Here is an 18,274-nt window from a genome sequence, read left to right as displayed (position 1 = left end):
CATGGTGGAGACGGCGAGCAGTGCGAAGATCACCCTGCCGAGCGACGAACAGATCCTGATCACACGCGAGTTCGACGCGCCGAAGCACCTGGTCTACCGCGCGTGGACCACGCCCGAGCTGGTGAAGCGCTGGTGGGCCGGGCACCGCGGCACGACCACCGAGGTCGAGATGGACCTGCGGCCCGGCGGCCGCTGGCGGTACGTGATCAAGGCGAACGCGGGCTTCGAGGTCGCCTTCCACGGCGAGTACCGCGAAATCGTGCCGGACGAGAAGCTCGTCTTCACCGAGATGTTCGAGGGCGCGGATCCGCTGCCGGACGCCGACGTGCCCGTCGACACCGTCACCTTCTCCACCCTCGAAGACGACCGCACGGTGGTGCACCTGCTGACCCAGACGACGAGCAAGGCGTTGCGGGACATGATCCTCGAGTCCGGCATGGAAGCCGGCATGCAGGAGCAGATGAACCTCATCGAGGAGCTGGCGAACTCGCTGCGCTAGCCCGCAGGAACCGCTCGCCCGCCTTCGCCAGCTCCCGGGCGAGCTCCGGCGCGTCCAGCACCTCGAAGTCCACCTCGAGCAGGCCCAGGTACAGCGCGAGCATCGGCGCGTGGTCGGACCCGACCTCCGCGACGCACCGGTCCGGCCCTTCGGCCGTGACGTCGACGGCCAGCGGCAGCCGGGCTCGCACGTGCTCGGCCGAAGCGTGCAGCCGGACTTTCGCGTGGTAGCGCCAGGTCGCCGCGCCCGCGCTGCGCTGCACGAACCGCACGACGTCACCCTCCGGCGGCTCGCGCGGGGTGGACCGCGGCCCGTTCGGCGTCCGCGGGGTCAGCCGGTCGACGCGGAACGTGCGCCAGTCGCCGCGGCCGGTGTCCCACGCGACCAGGTACCAGCGCCGGCCCCAGCTGACCAGGCGGTGCGGCTCGACGTCGCGGCGGCTTTCCGCGCCCTCGTGGCTGGTGTAGTCGAACCGCAGCCGCTCGCCGGCCCGGATCGCCGACGCGATGACGCTCAGCACGTCGGCGTCGACGGCCGGGCCGGTGCCGGGCACCGCGACCGTCGCGGCCTGCAGCGCGTGCACCCGGTGCCGCAGCCGGGACGGCAGCACCTGTTCGAGCTTCGCGAGCGCCCGGACCGACGTCTCCTCGATCCCGGCGACACCCGCGGCGGTCCGCAGCCCGACCGCGACCGCCACGGCCTCGTCGTCGTCCAGCAGCAACGGCGGCAGCTGCGCGCCCGCGCCGAGCCGGTAGCCGCCCTGGACGCCGGGGGAGGCCTCGACCGGGTAGCCGAGGTCGCGCAGCTTGCCGACGTCGGTGCGGACGGTGCGCGTGGTGACGCCGAGCCGGCCGGCCAGGTCGGCGCCGGTCCAGTCGCGCCGCGTTTCGAGCAGCGACAGCAGCCGCAGGAGCCGTGCGGAGGTCTGCAACATCCTTCGAGGATGCCAGGAATCGCGGAAGGAACCCTTCCGCGATCGTCTCTAGCGTCCTGCTCATGACGAACGACATCCGCCCCTTCCGCGTCGAGATCCCGCAGGCCGAGCTGGACGAGCTGCACCGGCGCCTGGACGCCGCCCGGTACCCCGAGCCGGTGCCCGGCGACGAGCCGGACTGGTCCCGTGGCATCCCGCCCGAGCGCGTCCGCGAGCTGGCCGACTACTGGCGGACCGGTTACGACTGGCGCGAGCAAGAGGCCGCGCTCAACGCCTTCCCGCAGTTCACGACCGAGATCGACGGCCAGACCATCCACTTCCTGCACGTCCGCTCGCCCCGCGCCGACGCGATGCCGCTGCTGCTCACCCACGGATATCCCAGTTCCTTCGCCGAGTTCCTCGACGTGCTCGGCCCGCTGACCGAGCCCGGCCCGGACGCCTTCCACGTCGTCGTCCCGTCGCTGCCGGGTTTCGGCTTCTCGACGCCGTTGAGCGGGCCCGGGTGGGAGCTGGGGCGCACGACCGACGCCTTCGCCGTGCTGATGACACGCCTCGGGTACGACCGCTTCGCCGCGCAGGGTGGTGACATCGGCGCGGGCGTCACCGGCCGGCTCGCGGCGCTCTACCCGGAGCGCGTCCTCGGTACCCACGTGAACAGCGACCGCGGGACCATCGCCCTCACCGGCGAGCAGCTCCCGATGCCGGCGAACCTGACCGAGGCCGAGCAGGCCGAGCTGGACGCGGCCCGGGAAGCCTGGAAGGCCCGGCGGGGCTACCTGGACCTGCAGTCCCACACGCCCGAGACGATCGCCGCCGGGCTCACCGACTCGCCGGTCGGGCAGCTGGCGTGGATCGCCGAGAAGTTCGAGGCGTGGACGAACCCCAACGGCGGGATCGGCCGCGACCGGCTGCTGACGACGGTCAGCCTGTACTGGTTCACCCGCAGCGGCGCGACGGCGGCCCGGTTCCTCTACGAGGCCGCCCACTCCGGCCACGGCTGGCTGGCGCCGGCCGACGTCCCGGCGGGCTGGGCCGTGTTCGACAGCTCGCCCGTGGTCCGGCGGATCATGGACCCCGAGGGGAAGATCGAGCACTGGTCGGACTTCGCCGAGGGCGGCCACTTCGCGGCGATGGAGGCGGGTGAGCTGCTCGTGGCCGACATCCGCGCGTTCTTCCGCGAGCTGCGCCTGTGAGTGGCCATACTCGGCGGCGTGCAGTTCGCCATCCTCGGGCCGGTCGAAGCCCACGGTCCCGACGGGACGCCGGTCGCCCTCGGTGGGCCGCAGCTGCGCGGGCTGCTCGCGTTGCTGGCCCTCGACGCCGGGCGCGTCATCAGTGCCGAGCGGCTCATCGACGGCCTGCACGGCGAGCACCCGCCGGAGGGCGCCGCCGAGGCCCTGCAGTCCCAGGTCTCCCGGCTTCGACGGCGGCTGCGCGACGGCGGCGCGCCCGACGGCCTGGTCGAGTTCACCCCCGCCGGGTACCGGCTCGCCGTCGACCCCCAGGACGTCGACGTCCACCGCTTCGAGCGGTTCACCGCCCAGGCCCGGGAGACGGCGGATCCGGCGGCCAAGCTGGCGCTGTTCGGCGACGCGCTCGCGCTGTGGCGCGGCCCGGCGCTCGACGGGCTCGCGGACCCGCCGCGCGCGGCCCGGCTGGCGGAGCTGCGTGTGGCCGCGACCGAGGACCGGATCGAGGCCGGGCTGGCCCTCGGTCACCACGACCGGCTCGTCGCGGAGCTGCGGGAGCTGACTCGCGAACACCCGCTGCGGGAACGGCTCGCGGCCCAGCTGATGCGCGCGCTGCACGGCGGTGGCCGCTCCGCCGAGGCCTTGGCCGTGTTCGCCGAGACCCGGGAACGGCTGGCCGACGAGCTGGGCGCGGACCCGTCACCGGAGCTGGCGGACGCGCACGTCGCGGTCCTGCGGGCCGCCGCGCCCGCCCCGGCGCGCCGGGTTCCGGTGCCACTCAGCGGGTTCGTCGCGCGCGCCGAGCTCGACCGGCTGCGCACGACCCTGCGGGCCGCCCGGCTCGTCACGCTCACCGGGCCGGGTGGTGCGGGCAAGACCCGGCTCGCCGTCGAAGCCGCGTCGCGCGAGGCCGGCGAGGTGTGTTTCGTCGAACTGGCGGCGACGACCGAAGTCCCGCAGGCCGTGCTCGCCGCGTTGGGCCTGCGCGAACAGGGCGTGCTGTCTTCGGCCGCGGCGGCCGACCCGGCGGACCGGCTGGCCGCCGGCCTCGCCGACCGGCCACTGCTGCTGGTCCTCGACAACTGTGAGCACGTCGTCGCCGAGGCCGCGCGGCTGGTCCGGCGGCTGCTCGGCGCGTGCCCCGGCCTGCGGGTGCTGGCCACCAGCCGGGAGGCCCTCGGCCTGACCGGCGAGACGCTGGTGCCGGTCGGCGCGCTGGCCGCCGGCGCCGCCGAGCGGCTCTTCGGTGACCGGGCGGCGGCCGTGGTCCCCGGCGCGGTCCTCGATCCCGCGACCGTGGCCCGGATCTGCGCCGCGCTCGACGGCCTGCCCCTGGCGATCGAACTCGCCGCCGCACGGCTGCGGTCGCTGACCGCCGAAGACGTCGCCGCCCGCCTCGACGACCGCTTCCGGCTGCTGTCCCGCGGCGAACGCACCGCCGAACCGCGGCACCGCACGCTGCGCGGCGTCGTCGAGTGGAGCTGGGACCTCCTGGAGCCCGACGAACAGCGGCTGGCCGGGCGGTTCGCGGTGTTCGCCGGCGGCGCGCGCCTCGACGCGGTCGAGCGCGTCTGCGCCGTCCCGGACGCCGACGGCCTGCTCACCGGGCTCGTCGAGAAGTCGCTCGTCGAGTACGACGGCGGCCGCTACCGGATGCTGGAGACGATCCGGGCGTTCTGCGCGGAGCAGGGCACCGGCGACCACGCGGCGCACGCGAAGTACTTCCTCGACCTCGCCTGCGCGGCCGAGCCGAAACTGCGGGGCGCGGACCAGCTCACGGTCCTGGCGGAGCTGACCGCCGAGCACGCCGACCTGCACGCGGCGCTGCGCTGGAGCGTCGCCGAGGCGCCGGACGTCGCGTTGCGGCTGGTCGCGGCCCTGACGTGGTACTGGTGGCTGCGCGGACTGCGCAGTGAGGCCCGGCCGTTCGCGGACGCCGTGCTCGCCGCCGTCGGCCCCGAACCGCCGCCCGGGCTCGACGAGGAGTACATCGTCTGCCTGATCCACGCGTCGGCCACCGACGTCGAGATCGAGCCGATCCTGCGCCGGCTCACGGGATCGCTGCGGTACCCGTACCTGTTCCTGCTGTGGGCGTTTTCCCCGCGCACCAAGGCATCGGACGGCGAACGCCTCGCGGCGCTGATCGGCCCGGACACCTGGTCACGGGCGTTCGCGCGGATCGGCGACGGCCTGGGCGCGCAGTACCGCGGCCGGATCGACGAGGCCGAAGCGCACTTTTCGGCGTCCCTGCAAGGGTTCCGCGACCTCGGCGACCGCTGGGGGCAGGCGAGCGCGCTGGAGAAGCTCGCGGAGTTCGCCGACTGGCGCGGCGACCACACGCGGTTCCGCGAGCTGATGGACGAGTCCGTCCGGCTGGCCGGCGAACTGGGGGCGGGCGAGGACGCCGCCGACCTGCTGTGCCGCCGCGCGGACGGGATGCTGCGGGCCGGGGACACCGCGGCCGCGCGGGCCGACTACGAAGCCGCCGCCGAGCAGGCGTGGGCGGTGGGCACGACGTTGACGCTCGCGCGGGCCCGCGGCGGGCTCGGCGAGATCGCGCGGCACGCGGGCGACCTCGCCGCGGCCCGGCGCTGGTACGCCTCGGCCGTCGGCCTGGCCGTCGACCCGGTGACCGGCGGCGAGACGCGGATCGGGCTGTACACCGGTTTCGGTTGGACGGCCGCGGCCGAAGGCAACCTCGACGAGGCGACCGAGCTGCACCAGGAGGCTTTGGCGACGGCGTTGGAGCACGCGAACCTGCCGGGCGCGGCGCAGGCCGTCGAAGGGCTGGCCGGCGTGCTCGCCGCGCGGGCCGAGGACGAGCGGGCGGCGTTCCTGCTCGGCGTCGCCGTCGGGCTGCGCGGCACGGAGGTGACCGGAGACGCCGACGTCGCCGCGGTGACCGGGGCCGTCCGGACCCGCATCGGCGGTGACGCCTACGTCAAGGCCTTCGAGCAAGGCCGGGAAATGCCGCCTGACCAGGCACTTCAGGACTTCGGTCAGGCGCGGTTCGCGCTCGGTTCGTGAGCGGTCAGCGGCCGCGCCCACGCTGCTGAGCATGACGAACAACCGAGAAATCCTGATCTCCGGCGCCAGCGTCGCCGGCCCCGCCCTCGCCTGGTGGCTGCACCACGGCTTCCGCCCGACGATCGTCGAGCGTGCCCCGAGCCTGCGCGAAGGCGGCTACAAGGTCGACATCCGCGGTACCGCCGTCGACGTCGTCCGCCGGATGGGCCTGCTGGAGCAGGTGCACGCCGTCGCCACCGACATGCGCGGCGCGGGGTTCGTCAACAAGCGCGGCAAGCAGGTCGCGAAGCTGGACGCCGACACGTTCGGCTTCCGCGACGGCGACGACACCGAGATCCTGCGCGGCGACCTGGCGAAGATCCTCTACGAGCACACCCGCGACGACGTCGAGTACGTCTTCGGCGACTGGATCACCGGCCTCGACGAGCGCGCGGACGGCGTCCACGTCACCTTCGCCCACGGCGCGCCTCGCCGCTTCGACCTGGTCGTCGGCGCCGACGGCCTGCACTCCGGCGTCCGCGCGCTGGCGTTCGGCCCGGAGGAGCGGTTCCTGAAGCGGTTCGACGCCTACATCTCGATCTCGACCGTGCCCAACAGCTTCGACCTCGACCGCTGGGAGCTGCTGCACTCGGCGGCGCCGGGCAAGATGGTCAACGTCTACAGCACGGCCCGCGCCGCCGACGCGAAGGCCGCGTTCTGGTTCAGCGGCACGGACCTGCCCTACGACCGGCGCGACGTCGGCGGCCAGAAGAACCTCGTCGCGGACCAGTTCGCCGGCCTCGGCTGGCAGGTCCCGGAGCTGCTGGAGTCGATGCGCGCGGCCGACGACTTCTACTTCGACCCGGTGTGCCAGATCCTGATGGACCGGGTGTCGGCCGGGCGCGTGACGCTGGTCGGCGACGCGGGCTACTGCCCGTCCCCGGCTTCGGGCCAGGGAACGAGCCTGGCCCTGGCGGGCGCGTACGTCCTGGCGGGCGAACTGGCCGCGGCCGCGGGTGACTACGAAGTGGCGTTCGAGCGGTACGAGGCCGAAATGCGGCCGTACGTCGAGAAGAACCAGGCCCTGGCGCAGTCCGCGCTGCGCGGCATCATCCCGCAGTCCCGCGCGTTCGCTTGGTTCAACACCCGGATGATCAAGCTGATGCCCTACATGCCGGGCCGCAACCGCATCCTGGAGCAGATCGCCGGCCCCATCCGCCAGGCCGCGAACGCCTTGGTGCTGAAGGATTACGCGGTCGCGGCCTGACTTCAGAGCGCCGCGCGAACCTGCTTTCCGACCTCCTCCAGCTCGGCCCGCTCCCGCACCCGCCAGTCCGCGCTCAGGACGAAGCCGTCGTCCGCGTGGCGGGGGATCACGTGCAGGTGGACGTGGGGGATCTCCTGGCCCGCGGCGGTGCCGTCGGCCAGGAACAGGTTGATCCCCTCGGTCCGGATCTCCGTGCGGCGCAACGCGGCCGCGAGCGTCTGCGCGAGGGTGAACATCCGGGCCCCCGCCGCCGCGGGGAGGTCGGCCAGGCCCTCGTGGTGGGCCCGGGGGAGCACCAGCAGGTGGCCCGTCGACACCGGGCGCAGGTCGACGACGGCGATGAACTCGTCGTCCTCGTGCACGAGGGTCGCCGGGGCTTGCCCGGTGGCGATCGCGCAGAAGATGCACTTGCCGCCGGGCGTGGTCGCGGGGAGGTGGGGAGGCTTGGCCATGCCGCCGACCGTAGCGGGAAGATCAGCCCGCTGTCAGGTGCGCATCCGCCCAGTCCGCGAAGGACGTCAGCGGGATGCCGAGGGCCCGCGCGAACTCCGGGCGCGCGGGGTGGCCGATCTCGTTCGTCCACTCGTGCCGCACGGTGAACGCGGGCGCGCCGGCCGCGACGGCTTCCGCCGAGGTCATGTCGGGCGCGGTGATCTTCACGCCGTAGACGCGGGAGAGCACCTCCGCGACGCCCGCCATCGTCCGGCGCTCACTGGCGAGTTCCAGCTCGACGCCGTCGAAGCGCGCCGGGTCGGCGAAGGCCGCCGCGGCCGCGGCACCGATGTCGGCGACGGCGACGAGCGAGAGTTCCGTGCCCGGCTTGATGGTCGTCACCAGCCCGCCGCCGACGCCGTGGGGGAGCAGGAACGACGGCGGCAGGAAGTTCTCCATGAAGAACCCGGGCTTGAGCAACGTCCAGTGCGCGAAACCGGCTTCGCGGACGCGGTCCTGGATCGCGGTCTTCGTCTCCAGGTAGTGCTCCATCGACTTCCAGCGGCCCTCGGCCCAGCCCGGCGCCGAGCGGTGCTGCCCGGCCCCGGAGACCGACGCGTGCACGAACTGGGCCACCCCCGCGTCCCGGGCGGCGTCGATCAGGTTGCGGGCCTGGACCAGCTCGGAGTCGCCGTCGAGGTCGGTCAGGTCGGGCAGCTGCACGGAGAACACGCCCCGGACGCCCTTGAGCACCGGGCCGAGCGAACCGGGGTCGTAGAGGTCGCCAGTGACGAGCTCGGCGCCGAGCGCCCGGACGGCGTCGGCTCGTTCGGTGCCGGGATCGCGGACGAGGGCGCGGACTTCGGTGCCCGCGGCGAGCAGCGCGCGGGCGGTGGCGCCACCCTGCTTGCCGGTGGCTCCGGTGACGAGGACGGGGGACATGGGAGCTCCTTCGGACAGCTAAGTGGCGGGGCCCGCCACTTCGTGTCCGCTACGATAACCATGAAGTGGCGGCCCCCGCCACTTAATCTTCCGGAGGTCCTCATGAGGCGGTCCGACGCCCAGCGCAACTACGCGCTGATCCTCGCCGTCGCCGAGCGGGAGGTCGCCGAGCACGGCGCGGAAGCGTCCCTCGAGCAGATCGCCCGCACGGCCGGCGTCGGCTCGGCCACCGTGCGCCGGCACTTCCCGAGCCGGCGCGCTCTGCTGGACGCCGTGTTCCGCGAACGCGTCGACGCGCTGGACGGCCGGGCCCTCGCCCTCGCCGATGCCGCGGACCCGCGGGCCGCGCTGCTCGACTGGCTCACGGCGTTGACGGAGTACGCCGCCTCCGCGCGGGGCATGGCCGCGGCGCTGATCCCGGACGAGGATTCCGGCGGCGAGCACGTCTGCGGCCGCCTCACCGACGCCGGCGAACCGGTGCTGCGCCGCGCGATCGAGGCGGGCGCGGTGCCGGCCGGGGTGACGTCGGCGGACCTGGTCGCGGTGGTCACGGGCATCGTGCTGGCGACCGAGCACGGCCGTGACCCGGCGGGGGAAGCGTTGCGGTTGCTGGGGTTGGCGGTGCGGGGGATCAGCCCGTCATGAGAAGTCGTAGGCCGCGGTCAGCCAGCCGCGGACCTCGTCGTCCACATCGGACACTTCCCGCAGGCTCACCCGGTGCCCGACCCGCGGCCCGGCGGTGCCCCACGCCGGGCGGATCCGCGCCGTCTCGACCGGGCTCGGCAGGAACAGGTACAGCAGGACGTCGCGCGAGCGCGGCCGCACCTCGGCGAGCTTGCGCTCCCGCTTGAGGAACACGCCGATCTTGACCGCGTCCTCGTGGAAGCCGCCGAGGGTGCGCAGGTGGGCGGCGATCGCGTCGTACACCGCGCGCTGTGCCGGGGAACGCGCGGCGAACGTCTCGTCGACCGTGCACCCCGGCACGCACGTGTGCCCCTGACCGGCGCGCGCGAACTCGCGGTCGCACTGCGGGCACGTCCAGCGGGTCGGCACGCCGTCCAGGATGGCACTCACCGCGCGCCGGGACGACCCGTTGCCGGAGACGGGGTGCGCTGGTGCGCCGAGCCGCCGGCCAGGTACCGCTGGACCGTCGGCGCGATCTGTTCGACGAGATCTTCCTGGGTCAGCGCGACCACCGGCGGCAGGCGCAGGACGTACCGGGTCAGCGCCAGGCCGAACAGCTGCGTGACGACCAGCCCGGCGCGGCGGGGCGCGTCGGCCGGGTCGCCGAAGCGCAGCACCGCCGGGGTGACCTGGCCGGCGAACACCTCCCGGATCTTCTCGACCACGGCGTCGTCGGCCACCGCCGACCGCAGCAGCGTCAGCAGGATCTCGTCGGTCGGCGGCTGCTCCCAGAGCGCGAGGAACTGCCGCGTCAGCAGCTCGCCGACGGTGTCCGGATCGGCTTCGGCGAGGTCCGGCAGGTCCAGTTCGACGTCCACGGCCGCCGCGAACAGGCCGTCCTTGCTGCCGTAGTAGCGCATCACCATCGACGGGTCGATGTCCGCGTCGGCGGCGATCGAGCGGATGGTCGCGCGGCGGAAGCCGTCGGCGGCGAACCGGCGGCGCGCGGCGTCGAGGATGGCCGCGCGGGTGGCGTCCGACCGGCGGGGAGAGGGCTCGTCAACCATGCCAACAAGTGTAGGCCAACACTTGTTGACAAGCTAGCCCGGCGGTGCTTACGTGGATGCCAACAGTTGTTGGCAAAACTTGAGGAGACTGTCGTGAACCTGCCGAGCCGTACCGATGTGGTCATCGCCGGAGCCGGCCCCGCCGGCCTCGCCGCCGCGATCGCGCTGGCCGAGGCCGGCGTCGATTACGTGCTGCTGGACCGCCAGGCCGAGGGCGCGAACACGTCCCGGGCCTGCGTGATCCACGCCCGGACGCTGGAAGTGCTCGCCGAGCTGGGTGTCACCGAGCGGCTGGAGGAGCTGGGCGTCGTGGTCCCGACGTTCACGGTCCGCGACGGCGCCGCGGTGCTCGCGCGAGTGCCGTTCGGCGGGCTGCCGACGGCGTACCCGTACACGCTGATGGTGCCGCAGGACGTGACCGAAGCGGTGCTGCTGGCGCGGCTGCGCGAGGCCGGCGGCGACGCCCAGCGGCCGTACGAGGTCACCGCGGTCGCGGGCGACGACACCGGCGTCACGGTCACGGCCGGGACCTACACGATCCGGGCGCGGTACGTCATCGGCGCCGACGGCATGCACAGCGTGGTGCGCGAGCAGGCCGGGATCGGGTTCACCGGCGCCAGCTACCCCGAGTCGTTCGTGCTCGCCGACGTCCGGATGAGCTGGCCCCTGGCCCGTGAGGAGGTCAGCCTGCACCTGTCGCCGGAAGGGGTGACGGTGGTCGCCCCGCTGCCCGGCGCCGACGACCACTACCGGGTGGTCGCGACCGTCGCCGAGGCGCCCGAACACCCGGGCACCGCGGACATCCAGTCCATTGTGGACAAGCGTGGGCCGGAGGGGGCGCGGTCGCGGGTGACCGAAGTGCTGTGGAGCTCGCGGTTCCGGGTGCACCACCGGGTGGCCGACCACTACCGCGCGGGCCGGGTCCTGCTGGCCGGCGACGCGGCTCACGTGCACAGCCCGGCCGGCGGCCAGGGGATGAACACGGGCATCCAGGACGCCGTGGCGCTGGGCCGCCTGCTGGCCCGGGTGCTCGCCGGCGAGCCGGACGCGCTCCTGGACACCTACGAGCGGACGCGCCGCCCGGTCGCCACGGGCGTGGTGGCGTTCACGGACCGCATGACCCGCATGGCCACGCTCCGCCCCCGCCCGGCGCGCCTGCTGCGCAACACGGTGCTCAAGCTGGCCTTCGGCCTCCCGCCGGTCCGCGCGAAGATGGCCTACCAGCTGGCAGAGCTGGCCGCCCGCTGATCCGCTCCGCCCTGGCCGTGTTGGCCGTTCCGGTCAGTGTGTTGGCTACTCCGGTCGCCGTGTTGGCCACTCCGGGCGCCGTGAGGACCGAAGAGGCAGTCCGGCGCCACCGGGAGTGGCCAACTCAGCGACGGGAGTGGCCAACACGGCGACGGGAGTGGCCAACTCAGCGACCGGAGTGGCCAACACGGCGACGGGAGTGGCCAACTCAGCGACCGGAGTGGCCAACTCAGCGACCGGCGTGGCCAACTCAGCGACGGGGAGTGGCCAACACGGCGACGGGAGTGGCCACCACGGCGCGATCCGGCTCAGCGGGTCGGGGGAACGATCCCGTATTCGTGGATCTTCCGGTAAATCGTCGCCCGGGAGATCCCGAGGAGCTTGGCCGCGCGGACCTTGTTGCCGTCCGCGTCCTCCAGGCAGCGGACGATCGCGTCCCGCTCTATCGACTCGAAGCGGTTCAACGGCCTGCGCGTCACCGCGTGGAACTCGGCCGGGAGGTCGCCAGGGCGGATGGTGCCCGCTCGGCGGCGCTGGGCCACCGTGCGCAGCACCTGGCACAGCTGCCCGGTGTTGCCCGGCCACTCCGCCCGCATCAACAGGTGCAGCGCCGCCGCCGAGCAGGTGAGGCGGCCGCCGTAACCGAGTTTGCTCAGCACCAGCGGGACCAAGTCCGCCAGGTCCTCGACGTGGTGGCGCAGCGGGGGTACGCGCACCGTGCGCGGGAAGAACTTCAGCAGCTCGGCGAGCGCCGGCTTGGTCTCGGCCCCGGGCGCGAGCGTCGCCACCACCCACGGCGCGTCGTCGCGCTCGCGCAGTTCGCGCAAAGCCCCCGCCAACGCCGTCGCCGCGGAGACCGACAGGCGGTCGGCGTGGCAGATCACCAGCGTGCGGATCGGCGTCTGGGCGTGCTCGCGCAGCAACGCGGCCGTCCAGTCCGGGCCGGTCGCGGCCGCCGCGTCCACCGTGAGCAGCCGGGCCGCCGGGTGGTGGCGCTGGTGCAGGCCCTTGGCGAGCGTCAGCTTGCCCGTGCCGGGCTCGCCTTCGAGGGCGACCCACTCGCCGCGCTCGTGGCCGGCGTCGAGTTCGTGCCCGCAGCGCAGCCACAAGGGTGCCGAGCCGACGACGCCCGGCAGGTACATCGGCAGCATCGGGATCGACGCGGCGAGCGTCTCCTCGGCTTCGATCAGCTTCACCGACAGCACGCCGCCCGCGGTGTCGGTCTCGCGCTGGCCCGGCACGCGGCGGCAGTACACGCGCACGCGCAGGCCGCTCGACAGCGCGAGCATCGCCGACGTCCGCTGGCCGTCGGCCAGCGCCTCGGTGGCGTAGCCCAGCAGCAGCGACTGGTCGGCCGGGTCGAGCAGCTGGCGCGCCCGGTCGTTCATCATCACGATGTCCTCGTTGAACGCCAGCACGATGCCGGTCCAGCGGCGGCACGTCTGCAGGTAGGCCTGGAAGAGGATCATCTCGCGCAGGTCGCTGTGGCGCAGCAGGGCCTGGCGGATCTGCTCGGCGGTCGAGCGGGCCAGCGCGATGAGCAGGCCGCCCGCGTCCTTGTACCAGCAGGTCAGGTCGACGGCGCCGATCTTCTTGCCGGAGATCGGGTGGTGGATCGGGACGCCGGCGCAGGCGAGGTTCTCGAGGTGCTCGGCGTAGTGCTCGTGGCCGAACACGGTGGTCGCGCGGCCGTCCTCCAGCGCGGTGCCGATGCCGTTGGTGCCGACGGACTGCTCGCCGTAGCTGAACCCGGGCACCAGCTCGACGCGCTCCAGGTGCCGGCGCAGGTCGGCGTCGCCGGTGCGCTGGGTCAGGACGACGCCGCTGGCGTCGGTCAGGATCAGGCTGATGGGCTGCCCGTCGAACTGCTCGGTGAGCTTGCCCAGCACCGGTTCCGCGCCGCGCATCAGCGGGATGTCGAGGTTCTGGTCGCCGAGGAAGAGCGGGTCGATCCGGTCGGCTTCGACCTGGAAGTCCCGTGAACGCCGCCACGAGGCGAGGATGGTCTGCCGGACGGTGCCGGCCGGGACCTGTTCGGCGGTGAGGAACCGCACCCGCGTCCGGGCGAGCTCGTCGTCGGCGAGCAGCATGCCGGGCACCTTGTCGTCCACGTGACCTCCTGAATCCCGCGGCCCCGTGGGTGCGGGCACACCCATGTGCCGCCCGTCCAGCCTAAGCGCGTTAGGCCTTTCACGGTGTCTCAAATTGAGACGCTCCGGCCTCCCCGGCGGCGGTGCGATGAGGGGGCCGGGGACTTCGTGTCCGCCCATCCACCAGGAGGTGTGCCAGTGGCCGCCGATTCCGGGGAGACCTACAACCCGTGGACGATCGTGAACCTGGTTTTCACGCATCTGGCCGAACAGGGCCTGCACCCCGTGTTCGGCGGTGAGGGCCACCCCGGCGATCCGGCGGCGGCCCTGCTGCGCGCGCTCGGCATCACGCCGACCGTCGAGGGAGACGCGCGCGTGCGGAACGGTGTCCAGACCGAGCTCGCCGAACTGCGCGCCCGGATGTTCAGCGAGCGTGAAGCGCCCTGAGCAGCGGTTCTGTCTCAGATTGAGACCCGCGTCACGACGGGGCACCCCTTGAATGGTGAACGCAGGACGTGCGCCCCGACACCCGGCCGGGAAGGGAGCCGCTCGGCCGCCGTAGGCAGGAGCCACGGATAAGGAGTGATCTATGAGCCGCCAGAGTGTGGCGAAAGCCCACCAAAAGATCCAGGAACTGTCGTGGGAACCGGCGTACCACACCCCGGTTTCGCACTACGGGACCGACTACACCTTCCAGAAGGCCAAGAAGAAGGACCCGCTGAAGCAGGTCCTCCGTTCGTACTTCCCGATGCAGGAAGAAAAGGACCACCGGGTCTACGGTGCCGAAGACGGCGCGATCCGCGGCAACATGTTCCGCCAGGTGCAGGAACGCTGGCTGGAATGGCAGAAGCTGTTCCTGAGCATCATCCCGCTGCCGGAGATCTCCGCGGCGCGGGCGATGCCGCTGCTGTTCCGCACGGTGCCGAACCCGGAACTGCACAACGGCCAGGCGATCCAGATGATCGACGAGGTCCGGCACTCGACGATCCAGCAGAACCTCAAGCGCCTGTACATGCAGAACTACATCGACCCGGCGGGCTTCAACTCGAGCCTGCGCAACTTCCAGAACGACTACTGCGGCACCATCGGCCGCCAGTTCGCCGAAGGCTTCATCACCGGTGACGCGATCACCGCGGCCAGCATCTACCTCACCATCGTGGCGGAGACGGCGTTCACCAACACGCTGTTCGTCGCGATGCCGGCCGAAGCCGCCGCCAACGGCGACTACCTGCTGCCGACGGTGTTCCACTCGGTGCAGTCGGACGAGTCCCGGCACATCAGCAACGGGTACGCGACGCTGCTGATGGCGTTGTCGGACGAGAGCAACCACCAGCTGCTCGAGCGCGACCTGCGGTACGCGTGGTGGAACAACCACGCCGTGGTCGACGCCGCGATCGGCACGTTCATCGAGTACGGCACCAAGGACCGCCGCAAGGACCGGGAAAGCTACGCGGAGATGTGGCGCCGCTGGATCTACGACGACTACTACCGCAGCTACCTCGTCCCGCTCGAGAAGTACGGGCTGGTCATCCCGCACGACCTCATCGAGGAGGCGTGGAACCGGATCTGGAACAAGGGCTACGTCCACGAGGTCGCGCAGTTCTTCGCCACCGGGTGGCTCGCCAACTACTGGCGCATCGACCCGATGACCGACGAGGACTTCGAGTGGTTCGAGTACAAGTACCCCGGGTGGTACGACAAGTACGGCGCCTGGTGGGAGAACTACAGCCGGCTCGCGACGCCGAACGGGCACCACCCGATCGTCGCCGAGGACGTCAACTACGTTTACCCGCACCGCTGCTGGACGTGCATGGTGCCGTGCCTCATCCGCGAGGACATGGTGGTCGACGAGGTCGACGGCCAGCACCGCACCTACTGCTCGGAGACGTGCCGCTGGACCGACGCCGAGGCGTTCCGGCCCACCTACCAGGGCCGCAACACCCCGAACATGGGCAAGCTGGTCGGGGCCCGCGAGTGGGAGACGCTCTACCACGGCTGGAACTGGGCCGACGTCGTCACCGACATGGGCTTCGTGCGCGACGACGGCAAGACCATGGTCGCGCAGCCGCACCTCGACCTCGACCCCAAGAAGATGTGGACGCTCGACCACCTGCGCCGGATGCCCGAGGTGCAGTCGCCGAACGTGCTGCTCAACCAGATGAACGACGCGGAGCGGGCCGCGTTCCAGGCCGACTACAACCGCCAGGGCCCGGCCGGGCGCCCGGCGCCGCAGAAGGCCTGACGCGCCACGGGTCGTGAGTGTTTAGGGCGGTTCTAACCGCCCTAAACACTCACGACCCCCGACTCAGGGACGGGGCTGGCATGGCAGAGAAACATCGCGTGCGGTTCGAGCCCGTCGGGATCGAGGTCGACGTCGCCGAGGAGCAGACGATCCTGCGCGCCGCCGCCGAGCAGGGCGTGATGCTCATGCACGGCTGCAAGGAAGGGCAGTGCGCGGCCTGCAAGTCGTTCATCCTCGACGGCGAGGACGTCGAACACGACAAGTACTCGACCTTCGCGTTGCCCGACTACGAAAAGGAGGAAGGGTTCACCCTGCTGTGCCGGGCCCACGCCTATGAGGACCTCACGATCGAGCTGCTCAACTACGACGAGGAGATGATCCAGTCGGGGCTGCCGATCCAGGAGGCGGAGGTCGAGGTCGTGTCGAACGACAACGTCACCCACGACCTGCGCCACCTCGTCGTCAAGCTGACGGATCCGGAGCAGCCGCTGAAGTTCTTCCCTGGCCAGTACATGGACTTCGCGATCCCGGACACCGAGGAGTCGAGGTCGTTCTCGATGGCCAACACCTCGGCGCGCGACGGGCTGCTCGAGTTCGTCGTCAAGATCTACCCCGACGGGCTGTTCTCCACGTTCCTGGACACCCGGGTCGCGGTCGGGGACCGGCTGCGGATCACCGGCCCGTTCGGAGTGTTCACGTTGCGGGACAACCCGAGCGCGGATCTGGTCTTCGTCGGCGGCGGGGCCGGGATGGCGCCGATCCTGTCACTGCTGCGGACCATGGCCGAACGCGGCATCGAGCGGAAGGCGACCTTCTACTACGGTGCCCGGCGGCAGCAGGACCTCTGCTTCGACGCCGAACTGCGGGAGCTGCAGGAGAAACTCCCGGACTTCCGCTACGTGCCGGCGCTTTCGGAGCCGGGTGACGACGACTGGGACGGCGAAACCGGCTTCGTCACCGACGTCCTGCGCGCGGCCGGACTCGACCTGAAGGGCGCCGACGCCTACGTCTGCGGCCCGCCGCCGATGGTCGAAGCCGCGCTGGAACTGCTGCCCACGCTCGGCGTCGCCGACAAGCGCGTCTTCTACGACAAGTTCACCACCACGGGCGAATCCGACGCCTGACACCCGAGGACGGATCCCATGACAGCCACTTCCGAACGCAGTGTGCCGAAGCCGACGTTCACCGACGCCGAGGCGGGCGCCAAGGTCTTCCCGGACTCCACCGCTCGCCAGTACAACTACTTCACCCCGGCCAAGCGCAAGCAGAGCCACTACGAAGACGTCACCGTCGAGGTCCAGCCCGACCCGCGGCACTACCTCTCGCAGGGCTGGCTCTACGCCTTCGCCGACGGCAAGGCGGGTTACCCGCTGGAGTGGACCGCGATGAAGGCGTGGGGATCCGACCGCCCGGTGCCCGTGCGCAGCCCCGGCTCCGGCGGCAAGGGCTACGACTGGCCCGCCCACGGCTGGCACGAGTTCCGCGACCCCAACGAGGAGTGGGAGCTCACCCTCTACCGGTACAACGCGAACGTCGTGCGCCAGCTCAACCAGAACATCGACGCGGCGCGCCAGGCCAAGGCGTTCGAGCAGTGGAACCCCAACTGGGTCGACTTCGTCGCCAAGCACGTCGGCGCGTGGATGCACGTCGACCACGGCCTCGGCCTGTACCTCTACGCCAACGCCAACCGCCGCGCCCCGACGAACATGCACAACAACGCGATCTCGGTGAACAGCATGCACCGGATCCGCGCGGCGCAGGACCTGGCGCTGTACACGCTGGCGCTCACCGAAGAGGTTCCCGGCTTCGACGGCGGCGCGCACCTGACGACGTGGAACGAAGACCCGGCTTGGCAGGGCGTGCGGGAGACCGCCGAGCAGCTGACCGGGATCTGGGACTGGTGCGAGGCGATCTTCGCCTCGAACATCGTCTTCGAGCCGCTCGTCGGCGAGCTGTTCCGCAGCAACCTGGTGCAGCAGGCCGCGCCGGCGAACGGCGACTTCGTCACCCCGACGCTGATCGGGGCCGAGGAGTTCGACTTCTCCGAACGCGACCTCCGGTACACCAAGGCGATGTTCGACCTGCTGATCAACGACAAGGAGTTCGGCGACCAGAACAAGGCGCTGGCGCAGAAGTGGCTCGAGGACTGGGTCCCGCGGTGCATCTCCGCCGCGCGCGCCCTGCAGCCGTTGTGGTCGCAGCCCGACGCCAAGCCGATCCGGTTCGAGGACGGCCTCGACCGCGTCAAGAGCCGGTTCGCCGGCATCCTGTCCGATTTGGGTCTCAAAGCACCGGAGGAGCTGGGCCAGTGACCGTCTTCAAAACCTCGGAAAGCCCGTACAAGGTCAACAACACGGCCTCGAACATGTGCGGCTTCACCCTGATGAACAACCAGGTCGGCGCGATCATCGCGGAAGTCATGTCCGCCAAGGACAACGTGACCGTGACGCCGTTGCCGTCGATGATCCGCGTCGACGCGAAGGGCCGGACCGACCTGGTCTACGCCGAGGTCGACGAGGCCGCCGGCGAGGAAGAGGGCTGGTTCAACGCGGCCGAGTTCGAGGAGAGCATGTCCACCCACTACGGGCGGATGATCCACGAGGACGACCGCACGATCATGTTCGCCAACCCCGAGGACGCGGCCGAGTACCTCGACTTCGATCTCAAGGTCATCAACAAGTAGTTCGCACCAAGCAGCAGGCAGCGAAGCACTCGATCCGCTCAGGAGGGTCA

General features: G+C 71.7%; 17 protein-coding genes. 11 read left to right on the top strand and 6 right to left on the bottom strand.

Annotated features, from left to right (window positions below; all coding sequences use genetic code 11):
* The first annotated feature begins 1 nt into the window (after window position 1).
* Window positions 2-499: an SRPBCC family protein gene (locus tag ACLJQZ_RS18260; protein ID WP_410621170.1), complete on the top strand. Its 498-nt coding sequence runs from the start codon at window positions 2-4 to the stop codon at window positions 497-499.
* Here the strand turns inward: ACLJQZ_RS18260 and ACLJQZ_RS18255 are convergent.
* Window positions 468-1,433: a helix-turn-helix transcriptional regulator gene (locus ACLJQZ_RS18255; protein ID WP_410621169.1), complete on the bottom strand. Its 966-nt coding sequence runs from the start codon at window positions 1,431-1,433 to the stop codon at window positions 468-470. The genes ACLJQZ_RS18260 and ACLJQZ_RS18255 overlap by 32 nt on opposite strands.
* Window positions 1,434-1,495: 62 nt before the next feature.
* Here ACLJQZ_RS18255 and ACLJQZ_RS18250 point away from each other — a divergent pair, with 62 nt between their 5' ends.
* From ACLJQZ_RS18250 to ACLJQZ_RS18240, 3 genes are read left to right on the top strand one after another with little or no spacing between them, the layout of a single operon-like run.
* Entirely contained in the window at window positions 1,496-2,626 is a 1,131-nt protein-coding gene (locus tag ACLJQZ_RS18250) for an epoxide hydrolase family protein (RefSeq protein ID WP_410621168.1), read from the top strand.
* An 18-nt stretch (window positions 2,627-2,644) separates the two neighbouring features.
* Window positions 2,645-5,650, top strand: a complete 3,006-nt coding sequence (locus tag ACLJQZ_RS18245) for an ATP-binding protein (protein ID WP_410621167.1) — start codon at window positions 2,645-2,647, stop codon at window positions 5,648-5,650.
* Window positions 5,651-5,681: 31 nt separating this feature from the next.
* Window positions 5,682-6,896 carry an FAD-dependent monooxygenase gene (locus tag ACLJQZ_RS18240; RefSeq protein ID WP_410621166.1) on the top strand — a complete coding sequence of 405 codons (1,215 nt, stop codon included), beginning with the start codon at window positions 5,682-5,684 and terminating at the stop codon, window positions 6,894-6,896.
* Between the two features lie 2 nt (window positions 6,897-6,898).
* Here ACLJQZ_RS18240 and ACLJQZ_RS18235 read toward each other — a convergent pair whose 3' ends face one another.
* Together ACLJQZ_RS18235 and ACLJQZ_RS18230 are read right to left on the bottom strand one after the other, a co-directional pair.
* On the bottom strand, window positions 6,899-7,348 hold the full coding sequence (locus tag ACLJQZ_RS18235; protein WP_410621165.1) for an HIT family protein: 450 nt from the start codon (window positions 7,346-7,348) through the stop codon (window positions 6,899-6,901).
* Window positions 7,349-7,370: 22 nt separating this feature from the next.
* On the bottom strand, window positions 7,371-8,270 hold the full coding sequence (locus ACLJQZ_RS18230) for an NmrA family NAD(P)-binding protein (protein ID WP_410621164.1): 900 nt from the start codon (window positions 8,268-8,270) through the stop codon (window positions 7,371-7,373).
* A gap of 102 nt (window positions 8,271-8,372) precedes the next feature.
* Between ACLJQZ_RS18230 and ACLJQZ_RS18225 the strand changes: the two genes are divergently transcribed.
* Window positions 8,373-8,915: a TetR/AcrR family transcriptional regulator gene (locus ACLJQZ_RS18225; RefSeq protein ID WP_410621163.1), complete on the top strand. Its 543-nt coding sequence runs from the start codon at window positions 8,373-8,375 to the stop codon at window positions 8,913-8,915.
* Here ACLJQZ_RS18225 and ACLJQZ_RS18220 read toward each other — a convergent pair.
* The gene (locus tag ACLJQZ_RS18220) at window positions 8,910-9,344 is read right to left on the bottom strand and encodes a DUF5655 domain-containing protein (protein WP_410621162.1); all 435 of its coding nucleotides are present in this window, start codon (window positions 9,342-9,344) and stop codon (window positions 8,910-8,912) included. The two genes, ACLJQZ_RS18225 and ACLJQZ_RS18220, sit on opposite strands and share 6 nt — an antisense overlap.
* Window positions 9,341-9,961 (bottom strand): TetR family transcriptional regulator, encoded by a 621-nt coding sequence (locus tag ACLJQZ_RS18215; protein ID WP_410621161.1) that lies wholly within the window; start codon window positions 9,959-9,961, stop codon window positions 9,341-9,343. Before ACLJQZ_RS18215 ends, ACLJQZ_RS18220 begins: the two co-directional genes overlap by 4 nt.
* A gap of 93 nt (window positions 9,962-10,054) precedes the next feature.
* Between ACLJQZ_RS18215 and ACLJQZ_RS18210 the strand changes: the two genes are divergently transcribed.
* Complete coding sequence (locus ACLJQZ_RS18210; RefSeq protein ID WP_410621160.1) at window positions 10,055-11,209, top strand: FAD-dependent monooxygenase; 1,155 nt, start codon at window positions 10,055-10,057, stop codon at window positions 11,207-11,209.
* Between the two features lie 308 nt (window positions 11,210-11,517).
* Here the strand turns inward: ACLJQZ_RS18210 and ACLJQZ_RS18205 are convergent, their stop codons facing one another.
* Complete coding sequence (locus ACLJQZ_RS18205; protein ID WP_410621198.1) at window positions 11,518-13,299, bottom strand: sigma-54-dependent Fis family transcriptional regulator; 1,782 nt, start codon at window positions 13,297-13,299, stop codon at window positions 11,518-11,520.
* Window positions 13,300-13,497: 198 nt separating this feature from the next.
* Between ACLJQZ_RS18205 and ACLJQZ_RS18200 the strand changes: the two genes are divergently transcribed.
* From ACLJQZ_RS18200 to mimD, 5 genes are all read left to right on the top strand, one after another.
* On the top strand, window positions 13,498-13,746 hold the full coding sequence (locus tag ACLJQZ_RS18200; protein WP_247052568.1) for a hypothetical protein: 249 nt from the start codon (window positions 13,498-13,500) through the stop codon (window positions 13,744-13,746).
* Between the two features lie 142 nt (window positions 13,747-13,888).
* Entirely contained in the window at window positions 13,889-15,541 is a 1,653-nt protein-coding gene (locus ACLJQZ_RS18195) for a methane monooxygenase (protein WP_410621159.1), read from the top strand.
* A gap of 80 nt (window positions 15,542-15,621) precedes the next feature.
* Window positions 15,622-16,665, top strand: a complete 1,044-nt coding sequence (locus ACLJQZ_RS18190; RefSeq protein ID WP_410621158.1) for an NADH:ubiquinone reductase (Na(+)-transporting) subunit F — start codon at window positions 15,622-15,624, stop codon at window positions 16,663-16,665.
* An 18-nt stretch (window positions 16,666-16,683) separates the two neighbouring features.
* Window positions 16,684-17,853 carry a toluene hydroxylase gene (locus ACLJQZ_RS18185; RefSeq protein WP_410621157.1) on the top strand — a complete coding sequence of 390 codons (1,170 nt, stop codon included), beginning with the start codon at window positions 16,684-16,686 and terminating at the stop codon, window positions 17,851-17,853.
* Window positions 17,850-18,224, top strand: a complete 375-nt coding sequence (mimD, locus tag ACLJQZ_RS18180) for a propane 2-monooxygenase effector subunit MimD (RefSeq protein ID WP_326950413.1) — start codon at window positions 17,850-17,852, stop codon at window positions 18,222-18,224. The genes ACLJQZ_RS18185 and mimD overlap by 4 nt, the downstream gene beginning before the upstream one ends.
* The last annotated feature ends 50 nt before the right edge of the window (window positions 18,225-18,274 follow it).

Origin of the sequence: Amycolatopsis sp. cmx-8-4 (assembly GCF_046548675.1) — a bacterium.
Lineage (GTDB): Bacteria > Actinomycetota > Actinomycetes > Mycobacteriales > Pseudonocardiaceae > Amycolatopsis.
This window is presented reverse-complemented; position numbering and strand designations above follow the sequence as displayed.